This window comes from Cupriavidus sp. FW305-3-2-15-C-LB2 (genome assembly GCF_058787575.1).
Genome location: NZ_JBYSZW010000002.1, coordinates 1 through 18,116, shown reverse-complemented (window position 1 = coordinate 18,116; position 18,116 = coordinate 1). Strand labels below are relative to the sequence as shown.

Here is an 18,116-nt window from a genome sequence, read left to right as displayed (position 1 = left end):
GGCCGTGACGGTGATGAATGGCTGAACCTTCCAGCGGGCGGGCAGCCAATCAACCCATGAAAACGTCAGGAGAATCCTGTGAAAGTACTTGTAGCAGTGAAACGTGTTGTCGATGCTAACGTGAAGGTTAGTGTGAAATCGGACGGCACCGGTGTCGATGTCGCGAACGCGAAGATGTCAATGAATCCGTTCGACGAAATCGCCGTGGAAGAAGCCGTGCGGCTGAAGGAAGCGGGCTTGGCGACCGAAGTTATCGTTGTGTCGGCGGGCGTGACACTAGCTCAGGAAACACTGCGGACGGCGCTGGCGATCGGCGCGGACCGCGCGATTCTGGTTGAATCCTCCGCCGAGCTGCAACCGCTGGCTGTTGCCAAGGTGCTGAAGGCGGTGGTTGACAACGAGCAGGCTCAACTGGTGATGTTGGGCAAGCAGGCGATCGATGACGATTCGAATCAGACAGGGCAGATGCTCGCCGCGCTCGCAAATATGCCGCAGGCGACGTTCGCATCGAAGGTAGTCCTGACTGACGAAGGCGGGCAGAAGCGTGTGACAGTGTCGCGCGAAATCGACGGCGGCGCTGAGACCCTTTCACTCAGGCTTCCAGCAGTCGTCACGACCGACCTCCGCCTCAATGAGCCGCGCTATGTGACGCTTCCCAACATCATCAAGGCGAAGAAGAAGCCGCTCGAAACCATCAGACCGGAAGACCTCGGCGTCGATGTCACGCCCCGACTCAAGACACTGAAAGTGACCGAGCCGCCGAAGCGCAACGCCGGCATCAAGGTCCCGGACGTAAAGACGCTGGTGGACAAGCTGAAGACGGAAGCGAAAGTCCTCTGAAGGGAACAGGAAAATGACGAATCTGGTAATTGCGGAACACGACAACGCATCAATCAAAGCAACGACACTGAATACGGTTGCTGCAGCACAGAAGATTGGCGGCGATATCCATGTACTGATCGCCGGGCACAACGCACAGGGCGCCGCAGAGGCGGCGGCAAAGATCGCAGGCGTCTCGAAAGTACTGTTGGCCGACGCGCCGCAGCTTGAGGCAAGTCTTGCGGAAAACGTCGAGGCCACAGTGATGTGCATCGCCAAAAGCTACACGCACATCCTGGCTCCGTCGACCGCCGCCGGCAAGAATGTCGCGCCACGCATCGCTGCGAAGCTCGACGTTGCGCAATTGAGCGACATCACGGCAGTAGTGACGGCCGATACGTTTGAGCGCCCGATCTACGCGGGCAATGCGATCGCGACAGTGAAATCCTTCGACTCTGTGAAGGTCATTACAGTTCGCTCTACCGGCTTCGACCAAGTCGCTGCGGAGGGTGGCAGCGCGGCAGTCGAGAGGATTGACGCAGCACCCGACAGCGGCCTCTCGCAATTCGTGAGCCGCGAAGTGACGAAGCTGGACCGTCCCGAGCTGACGAGCGCGAACATCATCGTGTCGGGCGGGCGCGGTCTCGGCAGTGCTGACAACTACATGAAAGTACTCGAACCGTTGGCGGACAAGCTTCGAGCAGCGATGGGAGCCTCGCGCGCCGCCGTCGATGCGGGCTTCGTGCCGAACGACTATCAGGTTGGCCAGACCGGCAAGATCGTCGCGCCGCAACTGTACTTTGCCATCGGCATCTCCGGTGCGATCCAGCATTTGGCCGGGATGAAGGACTCCAAGATCATCGTAGCCATCAACAAGGATCCCGAAGCCCCAATCTTCGGCGTGGCCGATTACGGTCTGATTGGCGACCTTTTCACGGTCGTGCCGGAGCTAGTGGATCAACTCGACTGAACGCAACCCGTCCGCGCATCTTGATGCAAGCCGCGCGGTACGTATTGTTACAAGCGACTTCTGCCTAAAGCCGAGGATCGGCGAGAAGCTGCCCGACAGGTGCCAACATCTTCGGCGGCATGCCGACCGGCCATCAAATTCGGTCAGCGTCAACAAAATTGCGGAAATGATGATTCATCGAATTGTTGTAGTAGGCGGAGGTGCGGGCGGCCTGGAGTTGGCTACGCGTCTTGGCCGAAAGTTGGGAAGACGTGGAAAGGCTGAGATCACGCTGGTCGACGCGCAGATGACCCACATGTGGAAACCTTTGCTGCACGAGGTCGCGGCGGGGTCGCTGAGCGTGCCAGATAACGAATTGAACTTCCTCGCGCAGGCGCAGTGGAACTACTTCAATTTCCAGCTTGGCCGTCTTTGTGGGATTGATCGTGCACGACGGGAAATCCATCTGGCCACGGTCATCGATGACGAAGGTGCGGAAATTATCCCCTCTCGCACAATCGGCTACGACACGCTGGTCATCGCAGTCGGTAGCAAGACAAATGACTTCGGTACGGCTGGTGCCGCCGAGCATTGCGTGTTCCTCGACACAACTCAGCAGGCCCAACGGTTTCACCGTCAACTGCTCCAGCACTACTTGAGTGCGCACGCGCAGGGCGACAGCGAATCCCAAGTGAATATCGCCATCGTCGGGGCGGGTGCTACTGGCGTCGAGCTGGCTGCGGAGTTACGTCGGACCGCAACGGAACTTGCAAGATATGGACTCAACGGGATTCGACCGACAAACATGCGCGTCACTCTGGTCGAAGCTGGTCCCAGGGTTGTGCCTGCGCTCTCGGAACGGGTAAGCCGCGGCGTCATCGAGCGCTTGCGCGCCATCGGCGTCGAGGTCGTCACGTCGACGAGAATCCGGCAAGTCCGTGCCGATGGCCTGGTGACCGGCGACGGTCGGCTGATACCGGCGAGCCTAAAGGTCTGGGCAGCAGGTATCTGCGCACCTTCTTTCCTGCGAGACATGGATGGTCTTGAAGTAAACCGTCTGAATCAGTTACAGGTCGATGCAACCTTGCAGACAACAGTCGACGAGAACATCTTCGCGTTTGGCGATTGCGCGGCGTGTCCGCACGGAGACCTGAGCGGCTCGTTTGTCCCACCTCGCGCACAAGCAGCGCATCAGCAAGCGGCCCTGCTGGCAGCTTCACTCGCGCGGCGGCTCAACGGCCAGCCTCCAATCCCGTTCCACTACCAGGACTTCGGCTCACTCGTTTCGCTGTCGCGCTTCGATGCCATCGGTGAACTTGTGGGCAAGCTTGGCAGGATGCATCTCAGCGGCTGGCTTGCAAGGATGTTCTACGTTTCGCTTTATCGACTGCATCAGGTCTCACTATACGGTTCGGCAGGAACGGCTCTGCTCATCGCGGGAGACTTTATCAGTCGCAGAACGTCGCCCAGGCTCAAGCTACATTGAAATGGTCCCCCTCCTCCTATCTTCGGTGACATAGTCACAAATAGGAGCATACTATTAACGAACGGCCTGCCCGATTCTTTGAGAGGGCGCAATCGGAGCAGGCATCCGAATCGCGCCCATCTCGCGAGGAACTTATGAGCAAGACCCTACTTTTCAGTCTGATTGTCGCCGCCGCAGCTTTAGGGACGGCGCCGGCCGCGTATGCACAGCAAAAGCCGGCTGACCCATATACCCAAGGCGGCAAGAGCGGGAAGCCTGATCCGTACACGGAGGGCGCAAAGGCCGGTAAGTTCGATACCTATACTGATGGCGCCAAGACTTCCACGCGCAATAATCTGGCGCCGAAAAAGGCTGATCCCTACACGGACGGCGCAAAGGCCGGCAAGTTCGATCCGTATACGGACGGCGCGAAGACTGGCAAGCCCGACCCTTACACCGATGGGGCAAAGAAACAGTAACCAGATCCGTCAAGACTAGCGGGACGCCCACGCCGTACCGCTGCCTCCAAACACCAGAAGCCCGGACACGATAGCGTGGTGTCGTGCCGGGCAATTACCCTACCAATCACGGTACGGCGCTGTGGAGTAACGGATAGCTTTGATCATAATAGGGTCGAATGTGTAATGGGACAAAGAAGAATTCGCTGCATTTGATGCGGCGTCGGTACATGGATGGATGTGTCCAGTTCCTCGCTCTCCTTCAAGGGTCGAACGAACTGGAACGTATGGCGCGAGCAGCAATTTATTCGGGCGCAGCTACAAGCATTTTTCGTTTGCCGGAATAAGAGCAATCATTCTGCACCCCGTTCTTCTTAAAAGGCCTGATTCAACCTTGGACTGGATTTTTGGACCAGCGCCAGTTCAGTTCTACTCGGGGTCGGCTCATACGTGGTCATATAGTCGGACAACGATAGTTGGGACTGGGGCGCCTACCTAGGACCGTCCATGACGAAAGCAGGTTGGCACCCAGCTACCGCCATAAAGCCAAGGCGCTACTGAGGGGGCGAACCCATCAATCGCCATAGCTCGCATCACTGCCTCGTCCGACGTCGTTGTTTACTCCCTTGAGGTTTATTCAACGCCTGCCCGATCCAAGAGCGTCGATGACAGATCTGGCACGGCAAGCGGCCCGTCCTGCCTCAGTCCCTCGAATGTCTGCTGAATGGCTGCGAGCGGTCAGACGTGTATATCGGGCTGTGGACGCCACGCGGAGGACCTCGACCCACTATCAGGGCGCACTAGATAGCGCACGCATTGCTGCCATGGCCGCTGCCGACGATCCGCGTCCAGCTCGAAAACGGCTGACCACCGCTGCGCCTGAGCCAGGTTTCACCGCAGCCGACACACCGAAACTTGGCGCAGGAAATGGACAGATGCGCCGATACATGCTTGTGGACGTCTCCTTCCAGTGCCTGCATGCCCGCGTGCGGTCGCCAACGGCACGGGTCCAGCAGGAGTTGCCGGCAGGCCGCGCAAGGCGTGCGAGCCACGATCGCCTTGACGGCGGCCGGCCGTGCAGCCGGTACCGTAACTCTGGGGCGCTCGGCCTGGCTCATCCGCCTTGACGCGACCCAGAACAGAGCACGCTAACACAGCAAGCCGGCCTCGTCGACGAACTCCTTGCATCGCTCGCGATGATGCCACAAGGGGACGCCCAGTTCCGCAGCCGAGGCAAAGCTTACGATCTGCCGACGGCGCGAGGTGCTCTGCATCCAGCCATCGAACAGCAGGCCGAGCGCTTCCTCGTAGCCGGTGCCACCACTTTGCACCGCTTCCAGCGCCGTCCGGCGGGCGTACGCGGTAACGTCGCGCACCTCACGCAGCAACTCGGAAAGCTCGGTGCTGAGCCGGCGCGGCACTGAAGCGGTATGCACCCCGGCATTCCGCGCGATGCTTTCGGCATGTGCTTGCGCGGATGCCATGTCACCTCCCTGTCCGTTGCCCGCCTACCGGCCCAGAATAGTCAGGCAGGCCACCGCCTCTTCCACGCCATGCAGGCCACCGCCGTTCTCGGCGATTGCGATACGCGCGCCGCCGACCTGGCGCGCGCCCGCCTCGCCCCGCAACTGCGATACCAGCTCGTATATCTGCCCAAGGCCGGTGGCACCAATCGGATGTCCCTTGGACTCCAGGCCGCCGGAAGTGTTGACAGGAATGCGCCCGCCAATACTCGTATCGCCGCGCTCCGCAGCCACGCCGCCTTCGCCAGGTTCGCAGAGACCGAGTGCCTCCACCTGGATCACTTCGCCGATGGCGCTGGCGTCATGCACTTCCGCAACCGAGATATCGCGCGGGCCCACCCCGGCGATCCGGTACGCATCGACCGATCCCTTGCGCACAAGGTGGTCGGCAAGCTGTGCTGGCGCGCGGTCGCTGCCGGTCACGACCACAGAGGCCAGCACCCGGACAGCGCGGCTACGACTGCCGTTTAGCCGGGCAAGACCCGCCTCGCTGCAGACGATGGCGGCGGCAGCCCCATCGCTGATGGGCGAGCACATCGGCAGTGTCAGCGGGAACGTGATCGGCGGCGCGGCCAGGATTTCCTCGATGGTGTAGGCCTCGCGGTATTGCGACAGCGGGTTATGAACCGAATGCCGATGGTTCTTGGCGGAGACGGCGGCAAAATGGCGCTGCGTCGACCCGTGTTCCCGCATGTGCATCCTTCCCATGGCCGCGTAAATGTCCATGAACACGCTATAGGGCCTGGGCGAGGTAGAGCCATCCGGGACTTCCACGCCTTCGCCCATCGCAAGCAGCCGGGCGGTGCCAGCTTCCTTGTCGTGGACGTCCCACGCCCCATCGAACACGCTCAGTGTGCGCGCCTTGTCGGCCGAGAACATCTTCTCTGCGCCCACCGCCAGCACGATATCGGCGGCGCCCGCCTTGACGTACTGAACAGCCAGGTGCAGCGCCGAGCTGGCGCTGGCGCAGGCGTTCTCCACATTGATCACCGGGATGCCCTGGATGCCCATGCTGCGCAGCGCAATCTGGCCACGGATCATGTCCTGGCCCTCCATATGCCCCTGCGTGCAGTTGGCAAAGAAGGCGCCCTGCAGCGCACGGGCCTCACAGCCCGCATCCTTCAGGGCCGACGACACGGCTTCGCGCGTCAGGTCCTTGATGCTCTTGTCGATCTGCTTGCCAAATGGCGTCATGCCGACGCCGGCGATATAAACCGTCTCGCTCATTATCTTTCCCCGAGGCGATGGCACTGTGCAACCATGTCGCACCGGTGCCATCGCGTCATTGCCGCTTCAGAGTGGCGTCACGTTACAGGCCAGGTAGCCTTGCTCCGCCTGTGCACCGATCAGTTCCCGCGCGCCGAAGGCCGCAGCCGGCGAGGCAAAGCCGGTGGTCTTCTGCTTCCCGGCCAGCAAGCGCCGGGCTGCCTCTGCGTTGAAGACACCGGTCTGCGCATAGGGTGAATTGCCACGCAGCACGACCGACACCGATGCCGTGTTGCCGCGCCCGTAGCACGACAGCACGCAGCGATTGACGTTGGGGTCCTCGCGCGGGGGCTCCACCGTGGTCATGCCCTTGCCCCAGTCATTGGTGATCCTCTCCCGCTCCTCATGTGGAAGTTGCCGGCATTCGGCTTCGAACTTCTGCAGCATGCCGAACACTGCCTGGAACGCGTCCTGGTTCTTGAACGACACCAGCGTGCGCGCATGGCGCACACGCTCGTCGCCCTCATACCAGACCGGCTCGCCACCGCCGCTCCACGGCAAGGCCATGACGGCGACGTGTTCGCCAGGCACATGGACGGTGTAGGCCGTGGCATAGGGCCATTCGACCAGCGCGCGATCCTGGATGCGGTACTGCGGATTGGTGCACATGCGCAGGAACGACATGGTCGATGCCACGCTGACCTGCGAGTCGGCCAGATATACGGTTTCCAGCGTGTCGATGCCCGGCGTTTCCAGCGCCAGTTCCGTGGCCAGCACGCCTTCGGCCCACATATAGGAGTTCGCGGGACAGAGCAGCAGGTCGCGCTTGCGGAACTTCTCGCCGAACTCCCGCTTCAGCAGCAGCATCCAGTCCTGCTCACCGGTCGTGTCGAGATAGTGCGCACCGGCCTCCAGCGCCGCCTGGACTACCGGCAGCCCCAGTTGCATGAACGGCCCCACCACATTGATGACGACCTTGCGCCCGGTGAACAGGGACAGCAGGTCGGCATGCTCGTGCCGCACGCCCACGCAACGATAGTCGTGCCCTTCCAGTTCCGGAACCAGCGCCATCTGCGCCTCCAGGCGTGCCTGGTCGCGCCCGGCCGCAATGAAGGGAATGCCGGCGGTGGCCAGTTTCCAGGCTATCAGCTTGCCGGTGTAGCCGCTTGCGCCATAGACGACGACTTCATATTGATCGGTAGTCATTTTTTGTCTCCTGAGATTCATGACGGGCATGGCGTGCCCTGTTGGTTTTGTGGCTTAAGCCGGTACTTCCCGGAAAAGGTTGTCGCGCCGGGCCTGGAAGGCTTCCAGCAGGAAGCGGTCCTGCGGTTTCTCCGAGGCTGTCTTGGGTATCTCCGCAATGACCTGGAGGTAGGACGGAACCATGCCGGCACTCAACCGCTTCCGGCAGATGGCGAACAGGGTCTGCGGATCAAGCTCCTTGCCGCTTGCCGGCACAATGGCTGCGACCACGTCTTTCTCGCCGGGCGCGCCGGATGCCGCCGGCACGCCGTAGACGTAGACGTCAGCCACGTCTTCACATTCGGCGATGACCTTCTCAATCTCTCCGGGCTGGATGAAATCGCCGTTGTGCCGGATGCCCCCGCCGATGCGGTAGTCGAAGTAGAGCCAGCCCTGCTCGTCGCGGTGCCCGATATCGCCCATGCGCAGCCAGCCGTCGCGGGTCTTCTTCGCCGATGCGTCGGGGTTGTGCAGGTAGACCACGTCCGCCGGCGTGCCGTTGGCAAGCTGGAAGATCAGTTCTCCTGGCTGGTGTGCCGGCAGGTCTCCGTCCTGCTCGTCGACGATCCGGACATTGAGGAAAGGCGGCGGCTTGCCGATGCTGCCAACCGGCCCGTCGCCCAGGTTGACGGAAAGCCCCCCCTCCACCGCACCGTAGAATTCGACGATGCGCACGTCGAATCGCTTCGCGAACGCTTCCCAGATGGCTGCGGGCATGCCTGCGCTGATGACAAAGCGCACCGGGTTGTCCGCATCGTTGGCCTTGGGCGGCTCGCTGTAGACAGCAGTGGTCATGCCGCCAAGCAGTGTGAAGGTCGTGCACCCATACTTGCGGGCCACGTCCCACAGACGCGACTTGGTAAAGCGCCGGCTGAACACCGCCCGCATGCCAAGCTTGAGCGTCGCGGCCAGCGTCACGATCTGCGCATTGCCGTGCGTCAGCGAGAGGCCTGTATAGGGCCGGTCGTCCCGAACATAGCCAAACAGCGTCGCCCACCCCGCAGCGGCGCCGTAGCGCGCGTGCCGCATGACCACGCCCTTGGGATCGCCGGTGGTGCCCGAGGTGTACATGATCTGCATCGGGGCCAGCGGGTCCACGCTGCGGACGGCCTGCGGGGTAACCGCCGCGCCCAAGATATCCGCCATTCGCGGGTAGTCACCCAGCAGCGGCAGTACCTTCGACGATTCGGACTCCAGCAGCCATACCCATTGCAGGTCTGGGACGTCCTGCCTGACCGCTATCAGCGTCTGCAGCGCATAATCGGCGCAGATGACGCCCTTGCAGCCCGAATGGCGCAGCATATAAGCAAGCTTGTCGCCGCGGGTGCGGGGATCAATCGGCACGAACACTGTACCGCTGATCGACGCGCCGACCATGGCGTCGACGAACTCTGGGTGGTTCTGCATCAGCAGCGCAAACCGGTCGCCTGGCGCCATGCCAGCCTGTTTCAAGGCGCCCGCGATGCGGCAGCCATTCTCCCAGAGCTGGCGGTAGGTCCGGACCTCGGCCGGGCCGCCCTCGTGGTCGAAGGTCAGCACGTCGCGGTCCGGCTCCGATTCCGCGCGGTTGGCAATCAGGTTGGCCAGGATCAGTTCATCACGCGTGGCCGCAGTGCCGGGTGCCACGCCAGCCGTGGTCGCGCCCATTACACACGCTCCTCGTCGACCAGGTAGGCCCCGCCCTTGATAGCCAGGACCTCGTTGCAGCCATCCTCGATCAGCGACGCCCGCGCGTCGCGCAGGATCTTCTCGATCGGGTACTCGCGCGTCAGGCCATTGCCGCCGAAGATCTGCAGCGCGTCGCTGGCCACTTCGAACGCATGCTGCGTCGAGGTGACCTTGGCCATCATCCCGGCGTGCAGCGCGGGCGGATCGTTGGTCAGGTTGTAGTGCACGACACGTTGCGCCAGTGCCCGGGAGCATTCGACCTTGCGTGCCAGATGGAACAGGCGGTGGGCCACCGACTGGTGACGGATGATGGGCACACCGCCCTGCTTGCGCTCATGGGCGTAGCCGAGCGCGAGCTCATACGCGGACCTGGCCGTGCCGGTGAACACGGTGGCCATGATCGAATTGGCGAAGGTGTGGATGGCGTAGACCGCCGCCAGGTAGTCATCGGGGCCGGCGAGCAGGTATTCCTTCGACAGGCGCACGTTGTCGAAGTAGATTTCGCCCTGGTTGAGCGCACGCTGGCCCATCTTGTCCAGCGGCTTGCCGCGCGAGACGCCGGGTGCGTCCATCGGTACATAGACCACGCAGCCGCGCCGTGGGTCGGGGCCATTGCCTGAATCGGCGGCGCAGTAGAGGATGCAGACTTCTGCAATGGTGCCGTTGGACACCCACGCGGACTTCTGGCCGTTGATCACGACGGAATTGCCGTCCAGCGTTGCCACGCAGTTGGGCCGTCCGTAGTTGCCCTGGGGATGGAAGATCATGCGGTTCGCATCCAGCGAGTCCGAGCCGTGGTCTGGCTCGGTAATGCCCCAGCAGCCAAGCATCGTGTCCGGGAAGCGCTCCATCAGGAAGCGATTGCCGAATGCGGCCGCCATGAAAGCGGGCAGCAGGCCGGCGCCGATGGAGATGGCCAGGCCCGCGTCGCCCCAGCCCAGCTCCTCGAACAATACGCAGAGGACCTGGGCGCGCTCGGCGGGCTCGAGTTCGAAGATGGATTGGATGGTGAAGCCCAAGTCCAGGTACTGCCTGCGTGCCTTCCAGAACGGCGAATCCGGCGCGATCACGGCGTCGGGCGTCATCTTGTCGAGCCGGATGCCAACCGGCCGAAGCACCTCAACGGCCAGGCGGTGCACCGTCTCCTGGACCATGGCCGCCGTCTCGGACAGCGCCGGCTGCGCGCCGAGGGGACCAAGCTTGGGTTTTGGGGATGCCGGCATGGCTGCCGCTTCGACGTTAGGGATGGCCGTGGCATTCATAGCGTGTCTCCTTGTTTTCAGGTATCCGGTCGGTACGTCTGAGGGTGCGTCCGATCTCTGTGCCTGAAGCTTAGGGCGCCGTGACTTCCGCCTGCATCACGCTGAACCGTGAATCGGAGGCTGGCGCGGTGTCACGGAAATCCGTGATTGCCGGTGCTGTGCCTGGGATGCCACTGGCGGCTGGACCCGGGACGCGGTACGCTGGTGGCCGCGTGACCGCCCGACCCTCGTGCCGCCAACGTCGAACCGTGCCCATGCTCCCTGGCAACGATCCTTTCTCCGGCCCTTCGCTCAATCCGCTCAAGCTGGCGCCGCCCGGTGAGATCGGGCCAGGCGTCGAGCGAAGTGCCATTGCTGCCACTTGGGCAGACAGTCGTGCCGCCGTGACGCTGGTCTGCGCGCCCGCCGGCTTTGGCAAGACCACCGCGATGCGACAACTCCTGGCTGCGGCGCGGCAGCACGGCGTACCGGCTGCCTGGCTGAACCTCGACAGCGCTGACAACGACCTGGGCCGGATCACGCCTTATCTCTGGGCGGCCCTGCACACAGCACTGCCTTCGCTGGGAGAAGCACCATCAACCGGCCCGTGGATCGATGGCTCCCGGGGCCTGGCGGGAGGATCCGCGCGGCAGCTGCTCGACGTGCTGTCGCGGGTAGAGACCCCCTTCGTACTGTTCGTGGATGAATTCGAGCTGGTCAGAGACAGCAGCGTGCTGTCCCTCTTCAGCGAGCTTGCCTTCAACCTGGCCCCGGGCCAGCGTCTGGTGCTCTGCTCACGCCACAAGCCTGGCCTGCCGCTCGGGCGCCTGCGCGTGCAGCAGCGCCTGCTGGAAATCGACGCGTCGATGCTGCGCTTCAGTGCCGTCGAAGTCCGCGACTACATCACGGGCTGCCGTGGCATCGGCATGGCGGATGCGGACCTGAGCGAACTGCAGGCCCGCACCGAGGGGTGGCCGGCGGCACTGCAGCTTGCGGCATCGGCACTGGCCGGGCGCGCAGACTCGCGAGCGTGGCTGCAGCAGCTTTCCGGCACAACCGGCAACCTTGCGGAGTACCTGGCCGAAGACGTGCTTGCGAGGCTGTCCGAGCCCCATCGCCGCTTTGTGCTGCGCTCGTCAATCTTCGAGGCGTTCTGCCCGCAGCTCTGCGATGCGGCGTTCGGGAGCGTGGACAGCGCGGACTGGATCGCGCAGAGCGTCAGTGACAACCTCTTTCTGCTGCCGATCGAGGCGGAAGGCGACTGGTATCGATACCATCCGCTGTTCCGGCAGTTTCTTCGCGCCCAACTGTCGCGCACCGCAGCCCACGAACTGGCCGGGCTGCATGTGCGCGCGGCGCACTGGTTGGCCTCGACCGCCCGTTACGCCCAGGCCATCGCGCATGCTTCGGCGGCCGGCGATACCACGTTGACCGCAGACCTGCTCGAACGCTGCGGTATGGATTATGTGCGTGGCGGGCAGATGACCTTGGTGGTGCAGTGGGCGGACACGCTGCCGCAGGCCGAACTTGAGCGGCGCCCTGCAGTACTGACGGCGGCTGCCTACGCCATGGTATTTCTCCACCGGTATGCACCTGCGGAACGCTTGCTGGGCGCGCTGGAAAAGCATGCCGGCGCCGGCCATGAGGAGGACGTCACCGTCTTGCGGGTCATGCTGTCGGCCTGGCTCGACCGAATGGACGATGCCCTCCAGGCGGCGCGCACGGCCCTGGCTGGCGCGGAGCCGGCATCCCCCTTTGTCAGCGGCCTGCTTCACAACGCGATGGCGTACGGCGATATGCTGCAGGGCCGATTTGTCCCGGCCCGGCATGCTCTGCTGCAGGCAAAGCGCGAGCTCGAATCCGTCAATGCCATCTACGGACTGACCTATAGTGCCTGCATCGAAGGCATGATCGACATGCTGCAAGGCAATGTCCGCGACGGCCTCGCCCGCTTCAGCGCCATGCTGAATCGCATCATTGCCGCCGGGCAACGCTACACGAGTTCGGGCCCCGTCGCGTGCACGATGCTGGCCGAAGCGCTCTACGAGCTTGGTGACAGCGCGGCCGCCGACGCCCTGCTGGGCGAATACCTGCCCCTGATTCGCGACACCTGCCTGCCTGACCACCTGATCGTAGCCCATCGGCTTGCTTCGCGCATCGCGTGGCTGGGCGGCGATTCCGGCAAGGCCCTAGAGCAGCTCAACACGCTGCAGCAACTTGGCGACGCACGCGGCATTAGGCGCCTGGGCATGGCGGCCGCCATCGACAGGAGCCGGCTTGCCTTGCTGGCGGGCGATGTCTCCAGCGCGAGGCATGCCTTGGCCCTGGCCGCGTCATTGGCACCTCCTTCCGGCACCCTAATGCGCTACTCGGACGACCTCGACGATCTCGAGATCGCCGGCATTCGCATTGCGCTGGTTGCGGCCGATGAGGAGCCTGATGTGAAGCGCATCGAAGCAACACTACGCCGTGCCGAGAACAGCGGCCGTGCGCGCCGTGCCTTGCGCCTTGCCTGGCTGCTGGCCCAGGCGCACCATGCCGCGGGCCGGTCAGCGCAAGCGCTGATCTGGCTTGAGCGCGCCCTGGCACAGGGGCAAGCGTGGCAGGCACATCGGCTCCTCGCCGATGAGCCGTGGCACCTGGAGCCGCTGCTGGCATCGCTGGCGTCGCGGCAACATGTCTTCGATCCGCGGTATCTGGAGCGACTGGTGCAGGCCATGCAGGTCCCATCGCAGCGCGGTACACCCGTGCGCGGCGAACAGGAAGACCTTCTCAGCCCTCGTGAACTCCAGATCATCCGGCGTGTCGCCGACGGACACTCCAACAAGGCCCTGGCGCGCTTGCTGTTTGTTTCAGAAAACACGATCGAAACTCACCTTCGCCGAATCAACGGCAAACTAGGCACCGGCAATCGGATGCAGGCGGTGGCACGCGCACGGGAATTGGGGGTTCTGTGAATGCCTTGCCGGCAAATGCCCCCCGGGAGAGTGCAAACAATGTAGTGATCTGCGCCGTGTATCGTCTAGGCATGGGTGACCGCTCGCTGCCTGTTGATTCAACCGATTGCCCGTCGGGAAACTGCGAAGATGACGTTGTCACGACAATGGCCTCCTGGAAAGCCGAATGAACAACCTCTGCGCACACTAGCTAGCCTTTGGCCTTACTCTTCCACAATCCAAAACCGGTTCGGGTTCTTGCCCAGCCATGCCGGCGCCCTTCCCCGGCCCGACCAGGTCTTGCCAGTCTTCGGGTCGCGATACTTTGGGCATCGAGGCGCTGTCCGTGCGCGCCGTTTGCGAGCAGGCTGGTGCCAATATCGCGGCCATTAACTACCACTTCGGAGACAAGCAAAAATTGCTGGAAGAAATGTTCCGACGGCGTGTCACGTCACAGTTTCTAGCTCGGGTGTACTCCATGCCGGGCGAGGAGGAGTTTTTGAAGGCCTACTAGGAGCCGGTGCGGAGGCGGTTCGTACTTGCGCTCCAACTTTGCCTACCTGGCCTTCCATTGGATGATCTGCTTTGGCGTTACAACATGATGGTTGGTGCACTGATCTATGCGATGAACGGGCCCCAGCATCTATGCGATGAACGGGCCCCAGCGCATGACCCGACGGCCGATGGTTTTCAGCAACTCACCATGCAATCCAGACGACGTCACGCCCGAGGGATGTATCCGCCGAATGACTGTTTTCCTGGTGGCGGGCTTTCTAGCGCCCTCGAAAAATAGAAGAGCTGGGCAGGGCGGCCGAGCACCAGCGCGCGCGGGACCGGTTCAAACGGCGAGCGATGCCGCCGGCTCGGTGACAGGCAATGCAAAGGCGGGCGCGTTATGATGGCTTCCCATCGTCTCAGCGCTATGCGGGCTTCCGGCACACGGGGTCTCCCATTTGTAGATCGGCGCCGCATGCCACGCCATCTTGCAGAAAGAATCCCCGCCCTTTAGGGCGGGCGAGGACATCAAGCTTCCGGAATCAGGAACTTATCCCGATTCTTGCCCAGCCAGGCCGGCGCCCGACCCCGGCCAGACCAGGTCTCACCAGTCTTCGGGTTTTGATACTTCGGAGGCAGCGGTTCACGCTTGGTGCCGGCACCACGGCCAGCAGGGCGCCCGCGACGGCGCTTCGCAGCAATATCCTCAGCACTAAGGCCATACTGGGCCATCAGCGTCTGAATCTGCTCAATGACTCCGGCAACTTCAGTCGCTCGCACTTCCGCCAATTGAGCTTCGAGCTTTTCCTTTTCTGCGAGCAGTTGCTTGTATGTGGCCATCCTGCTTCTCCGTCTCGTTAGAATTTCAGCATGGTACATTATCCCGAAGAGCGCAACGAATGAATCTCCCCATTTCCAGGGCTTCACTTCAACGCCAGAACTGGCATCAGCATTTGATGCACATGTGCGCTGCTGCGAGCTTGCCTATATTTACGAACACCTTCCGCGTCCCCGGTCAGTCTGAAGCGTTATCAGTTCGAAATGGAGCTGGCGTACCCTTTCTGCGCCAACATTGCAGCAAGCTTCAGATTCCAAAGAGACCTTAAGCGGTAACGGTGACTTGCCTACGCGAAACGTCCTCCACCCAGCAAAGCGTATTGACCAGCGCCATCTGTTCTGGGGCCTTGCAGCGGATGGACATCAGGCCCGGGGACGCCACCAGCAATGCGAGTGACTTCGCTCTGGAGATTGCAACATTGAGGCGATTCTTGCTAAATAAGAATTCGATGTTCCGTGGCAGATAGTCCCCGTTTGATGTCGCCATTGAAATAATGACCACCTGTGCTTCCTGACCCTGGAACTTATCAACGGTGCCTACCCGCGCCTCAGCCGGAAGATACTGGCGCAGCAGATTGACCTGCATGTTGTACGGTGCGACCACCAGGATATCGGCCGGCGTAAGGGGCTCAAGACGGCCAGGCCCTGCGTGAAAATGCTGACCCAGCAGACTGGCATACAGTTCGCGAACGACATCCGCCTCTTCAACTGAATCTTGCGCGTTCCCATCGTGCTGCACTGGCACAAATCGAAGGCCTGAATGTGCGAGAAGCTTAGGGATTGCACCGTGGAAGAACAATCCTTGATTCACAGTCGTCTCGTGCGACTTCAAGCGTCCGTCATAGATCGCATCGGAAATGAACGAACAGATGTCCGGATGCATGCGAAATGTCTTATTAAGGAAGATGCCTTGCGAAGGGGGGATCGTTGAAAGTCCATCCAAGAGATAGTTCAAGACAGACTCGCCCGAGCTACCAGGATGTACTCCCTGTGTCGGCTGGCCAAGTTGCATCTGATCTCCTAGTAGCACGATATTCTTCGCAGCAGTCCCCATCCCAACAACGTTAGCCAACGAAACCTGCCCAGCCTCATCTACAAACAGGTAATCCAGCTCCTGCTCGAGCTCTTCACGCGAGAAGACCCAGGCGGTACCCGCGAGCAATTGGCATCCACTTCCCGACACTTGCTCATTCTTGAACACATCGGTGATGAAGTCGCCATTGATCAAAGTCTCTTCCTTTTCGGCGTCAGACTTCTTTACTCCGGAGAACTGAATACCTTCCTTCTTGGCCGCCAGCTCGACACCCCGCAAGAGGTTATTAATTGCATGATGGCTGTTGGACGACACTCCGACTCGCTTTCCTGCCTTCAGCAAAGCGACGATGACGCGAGATCCCGTATAGGTTTTACCTGCACCTGGGGGACCTTGAAGGAAAAGCGTGGTTGCTTGCATGCCTGCAACTGTCGCGATGACTTGTGGCAGCAAGTCAGCAGCTTCGTCAACCAGCGGCTCACCAGTGACAACACCGGTGATACTAGGCAGCCGGCGCATGAGTAGGTCCTCGATCGCTTTGAAGCGTGTAGGCTTTCCTTCCACTGTCTCGCAGACGGACTCCGCGTAACGAAACACTGCCTCAACGATAACGTCTTGCTTCACCGGGAAGATTGGGCCCAGTGCGAGGGTGCTGGGTGCATCTAATTTTTGGCCTAACGTAAAGGAGAGCCTTCCCTGCTCAACATCCACCGACAAGTTTGACAGCTGCCTGTCGCCAAAGATATCTGAGGCCTTTGGTCCACGCAGCTTCGTTTCCTGCGCAGGAAACCTGTATGTATATCTGTAGGATAACTTCACCTTCTCCCGTTGCACCTGTGGGTCCAGTGTCACTCCACCAATGCACTCAACGTCCTCGATGAGCTCGGCGTCTGTCATTTCCTTTCGCTCATAGTAGGCCCACCAGCTAGGCTTCATTTTACGCCTATGAAAATCGAGCAACTGGTACGTCAGGACTTGGTGCCGTTGCCCCTCAGTCCAATTTGCCTCATTCTCGTCAAGACCGGCGAGCAGGATCGCCTCGAATGGTTCAAGGCGCAACTCCACCGCATTCTTCTCACCAACCTTGATCTGCTCTTGCCCTTCTTTGGGAGACTCTTTCGGAGCCCACTGCATTCCTTCCGGTCGCAATTCACATAGCCACTTGTGAAGCCTGAAGGTAGAGATGACGTCATCACGGTTATACGCAGCAATGTCTGCAAGTAGTTGCTCGTCGCCTGTCTTCTTCCATTGTTCGTAGTAGATGATGCTAGCACCGGCGTTCGTGACGTCGCCGGTCCGCTGCTCCAAATAGAACTTCTCAACGTACTTAATGGAGTAACTTGACTCCGAAATCAGCAGCGCTTCACGGACAACTGAACCGCCCCGGTTTTCGTGGAGGCCCCTTGGCTTGAGTCAGGCCGACATGGCCTGCTGCTCAAGTTGGCAATAGTAGTTGGCCTCGTGCTCGGCCGGCGGCACGTATCCCAGCGGTGCCATCAATCGATGATGGTTGAACCAGGACACCCATTCGAGCGTTGCCAGTTCCACGGACTCCTTGGTCTTCCAAGGTGCGCGGCGATGGATCAACTCAGCCTTGTATAGCCCGTTGATCGTCTCGGCCAGGGCATTGTCGTAGGAGTCGCCCTTGCTGCCCACCGAGGGCTCGATGCCGGCCTCGGCCAAGCGTTCAGTGTAGCGAATGCTGACGTACTGCGAGCCGCGGTCCGAATGGCACACGAGGGCATCCTCACGCCCGGGCTGCCTGGCGTACAGGGCCTGCTCCAGGGCATCGAGCACGAAGTCCGTTCGCATCGAACTGCTCACCCGCCAGCCCACGATGCGCCGGGCGAACACGTCAATCACGAAGGCTACGTACAACCAGCCCTGCCAGGTCGAAACATACGTAAAGTCCGAGACCCAGAGTTGATTCGGCCGCTGCGCGCTGAACTGCCTGTTGACGAGGTCCAGTGGACACAGCGCCTTGGCATCGCTGACCGTGGTGCGCACTACTTTGCCACGCACCACGCCTCGCAGGCCATGGCGGCGCATCAGGCGCTCCACGGTGCAGCGGGCCACCGGGACTTCCTCGCGCTGGAGCTGACGCCAGACCTTGTCGGCGCCGTAGACCTGCATGTTGGCTTGCCAAACGCGTTCGATGTGGGGCACCAGCGCCGCATCACGCTTCGCCCGTGCGCTCAACAATGCCGGATCGCGCTTGCTGGCCGCGTAGCGGCGATAGCC

The 18,116-nt window shown here is 61.6% G+C and carries 15 protein-coding genes and 1 pseudogene; 7 read left to right on the top strand and 9 right to left on the bottom strand.

The window, feature by feature from the left end:
- Positions 1-78 precede the first annotated feature (78 nt).
- The 4 genes from AC3WRR_RS02085 (at position 79) to AC3WRR_RS02070 (ending at position 3,712) form a co-directional block, all read left to right on the top strand.
- Positions 79-840 (top strand): electron transfer flavoprotein subunit beta/FixA family protein, encoded by a 762-nt coding sequence (locus AC3WRR_RS02085; protein ID WP_492296073.1) that lies wholly within the window; start codon positions 79-81, stop codon positions 838-840.
- 13 nt (positions 841-853) lie between these two features.
- On the top strand, positions 854-1,789 hold the full coding sequence (locus AC3WRR_RS02080) for an electron transfer flavoprotein subunit alpha/FixB family protein (RefSeq protein ID WP_492296072.1): 936 nt from the start codon (positions 854-856) through the stop codon (positions 1,787-1,789).
- A 166-nt stretch (positions 1,790-1,955) separates the two neighbouring features.
- Entirely contained in the window at positions 1,956-3,254 is a 1,299-nt protein-coding gene (locus AC3WRR_RS02075) for an NAD(P)/FAD-dependent oxidoreductase (RefSeq protein WP_492296070.1), read from the top strand.
- Between the two features lie 134 nt (positions 3,255-3,388).
- Positions 3,389-3,712 (top strand): hypothetical protein, encoded by a 324-nt coding sequence (locus AC3WRR_RS02070; RefSeq protein WP_492296068.1) that lies wholly within the window; start codon positions 3,389-3,391, stop codon positions 3,710-3,712.
- Between the two features lie 1,127 nt (positions 3,713-4,839).
- Here the strand turns inward: AC3WRR_RS02070 and AC3WRR_RS02065 are convergent.
- The 5 genes from AC3WRR_RS02065 to AC3WRR_RS02045 form a co-directional block, all read right to left on the bottom strand.
- Positions 4,840-5,175 carry a hypothetical protein gene (locus tag AC3WRR_RS02065; protein WP_492296066.1) on the bottom strand — a complete coding sequence of 112 codons (336 nt, stop codon included), beginning with the start codon at positions 5,173-5,175 and terminating at the stop codon, positions 4,840-4,842.
- Between the two features lie 24 nt (positions 5,176-5,199).
- Entirely contained in the window at positions 5,200-6,441 is a 1,242-nt protein-coding gene (locus AC3WRR_RS02060; protein ID WP_492296064.1) for a thiolase family protein, read from the bottom strand.
- Between the two features lie 66 nt (positions 6,442-6,507).
- Positions 6,508-7,626: a saccharopine dehydrogenase family protein gene (locus AC3WRR_RS02055; protein ID WP_492296063.1), complete on the bottom strand. Its 1,119-nt coding sequence runs from the start codon at positions 7,624-7,626 to the stop codon at positions 6,508-6,510.
- Positions 7,627-7,680: 54 nt separating this feature from the next.
- The gene (locus AC3WRR_RS02050) at positions 7,681-9,312 is read right to left on the bottom strand and encodes a class I adenylate-forming enzyme family protein (RefSeq protein ID WP_492296062.1); all 1,632 of its coding nucleotides are present in this window, start codon (positions 9,310-9,312) and stop codon (positions 7,681-7,683) included.
- Positions 9,312-10,595, bottom strand: a complete 1,284-nt coding sequence (locus tag AC3WRR_RS02045; protein WP_492296059.1) for an acyl-CoA dehydrogenase family protein — start codon at positions 10,593-10,595, stop codon at positions 9,312-9,314. The genes AC3WRR_RS02050 and AC3WRR_RS02045 overlap by 1 nt, the downstream gene beginning before the upstream one ends.
- A gap of 254 nt (positions 10,596-10,849) precedes the next feature.
- On the opposite strand from AC3WRR_RS02045, the gene AC3WRR_RS02040 reads away from it, so the two are divergent.
- Positions 10,850-13,531, top strand: coding sequence for a winged helix-turn-helix domain-containing protein (locus tag AC3WRR_RS02040; protein WP_492296057.1), 2,682 nt, complete (start codon positions 10,850-10,852; stop codon positions 13,529-13,531).
- A 203-nt stretch (positions 13,532-13,734) separates the two neighbouring features.
- Here the strand turns inward: AC3WRR_RS02040 and AC3WRR_RS02035 are convergent.
- Positions 13,735-13,851: pseudogene (locus tag AC3WRR_RS02035) on the bottom strand (H-NS family nucleoid-associated regulatory protein); the annotation flags it as partial.
- 5 nt (positions 13,852-13,856) lie between these two features.
- On the opposite strand from AC3WRR_RS02035, the gene AC3WRR_RS02030 reads away from it, so the two are divergent.
- Together AC3WRR_RS02030 and AC3WRR_RS02025 are read left to right on the top strand one after the other, a co-directional pair.
- Positions 13,857-14,024 carry a TetR family transcriptional regulator gene (locus tag AC3WRR_RS02030; RefSeq protein WP_492296256.1) on the top strand — a complete coding sequence of 56 codons (168 nt, stop codon included), beginning with the start codon at positions 13,857-13,859 and terminating at the stop codon, positions 14,022-14,024.
- Positions 14,025-14,030: 6 nt separating this feature from the next.
- Positions 14,031-14,303 (top strand): hypothetical protein, encoded by a 273-nt coding sequence (locus AC3WRR_RS02025; RefSeq protein ID WP_492296056.1) that lies wholly within the window; start codon positions 14,031-14,033, stop codon positions 14,301-14,303.
- Between the two features lie 230 nt (positions 14,304-14,533).
- On the opposite strand, the gene AC3WRR_RS02020 is transcribed toward AC3WRR_RS02025, so the two are convergent.
- From AC3WRR_RS02020 to AC3WRR_RS02010, 3 genes are all read right to left on the bottom strand, one after another.
- A complete protein-coding gene (locus AC3WRR_RS02020) occupies positions 14,534-14,845 on the bottom strand; it encodes an H-NS histone family protein (RefSeq protein ID WP_492296055.1) in 312 nt (103 codons plus the stop codon).
- A 262-nt stretch (positions 14,846-15,107) separates the two neighbouring features.
- A complete protein-coding gene (locus tag AC3WRR_RS02015; RefSeq protein WP_492296255.1) occupies positions 15,108-17,228 on the bottom strand; it encodes a DEAD/DEAH box helicase in 2,121 nt (706 codons plus the stop codon).
- A gap of 60 nt (positions 17,229-17,288) precedes the next feature.
- On the bottom strand, positions 17,289-18,116 hold an 828-nt coding region (locus tag AC3WRR_RS02010), incomplete at its 5' end, for an IS3 family transposase (protein ID WP_492296053.1).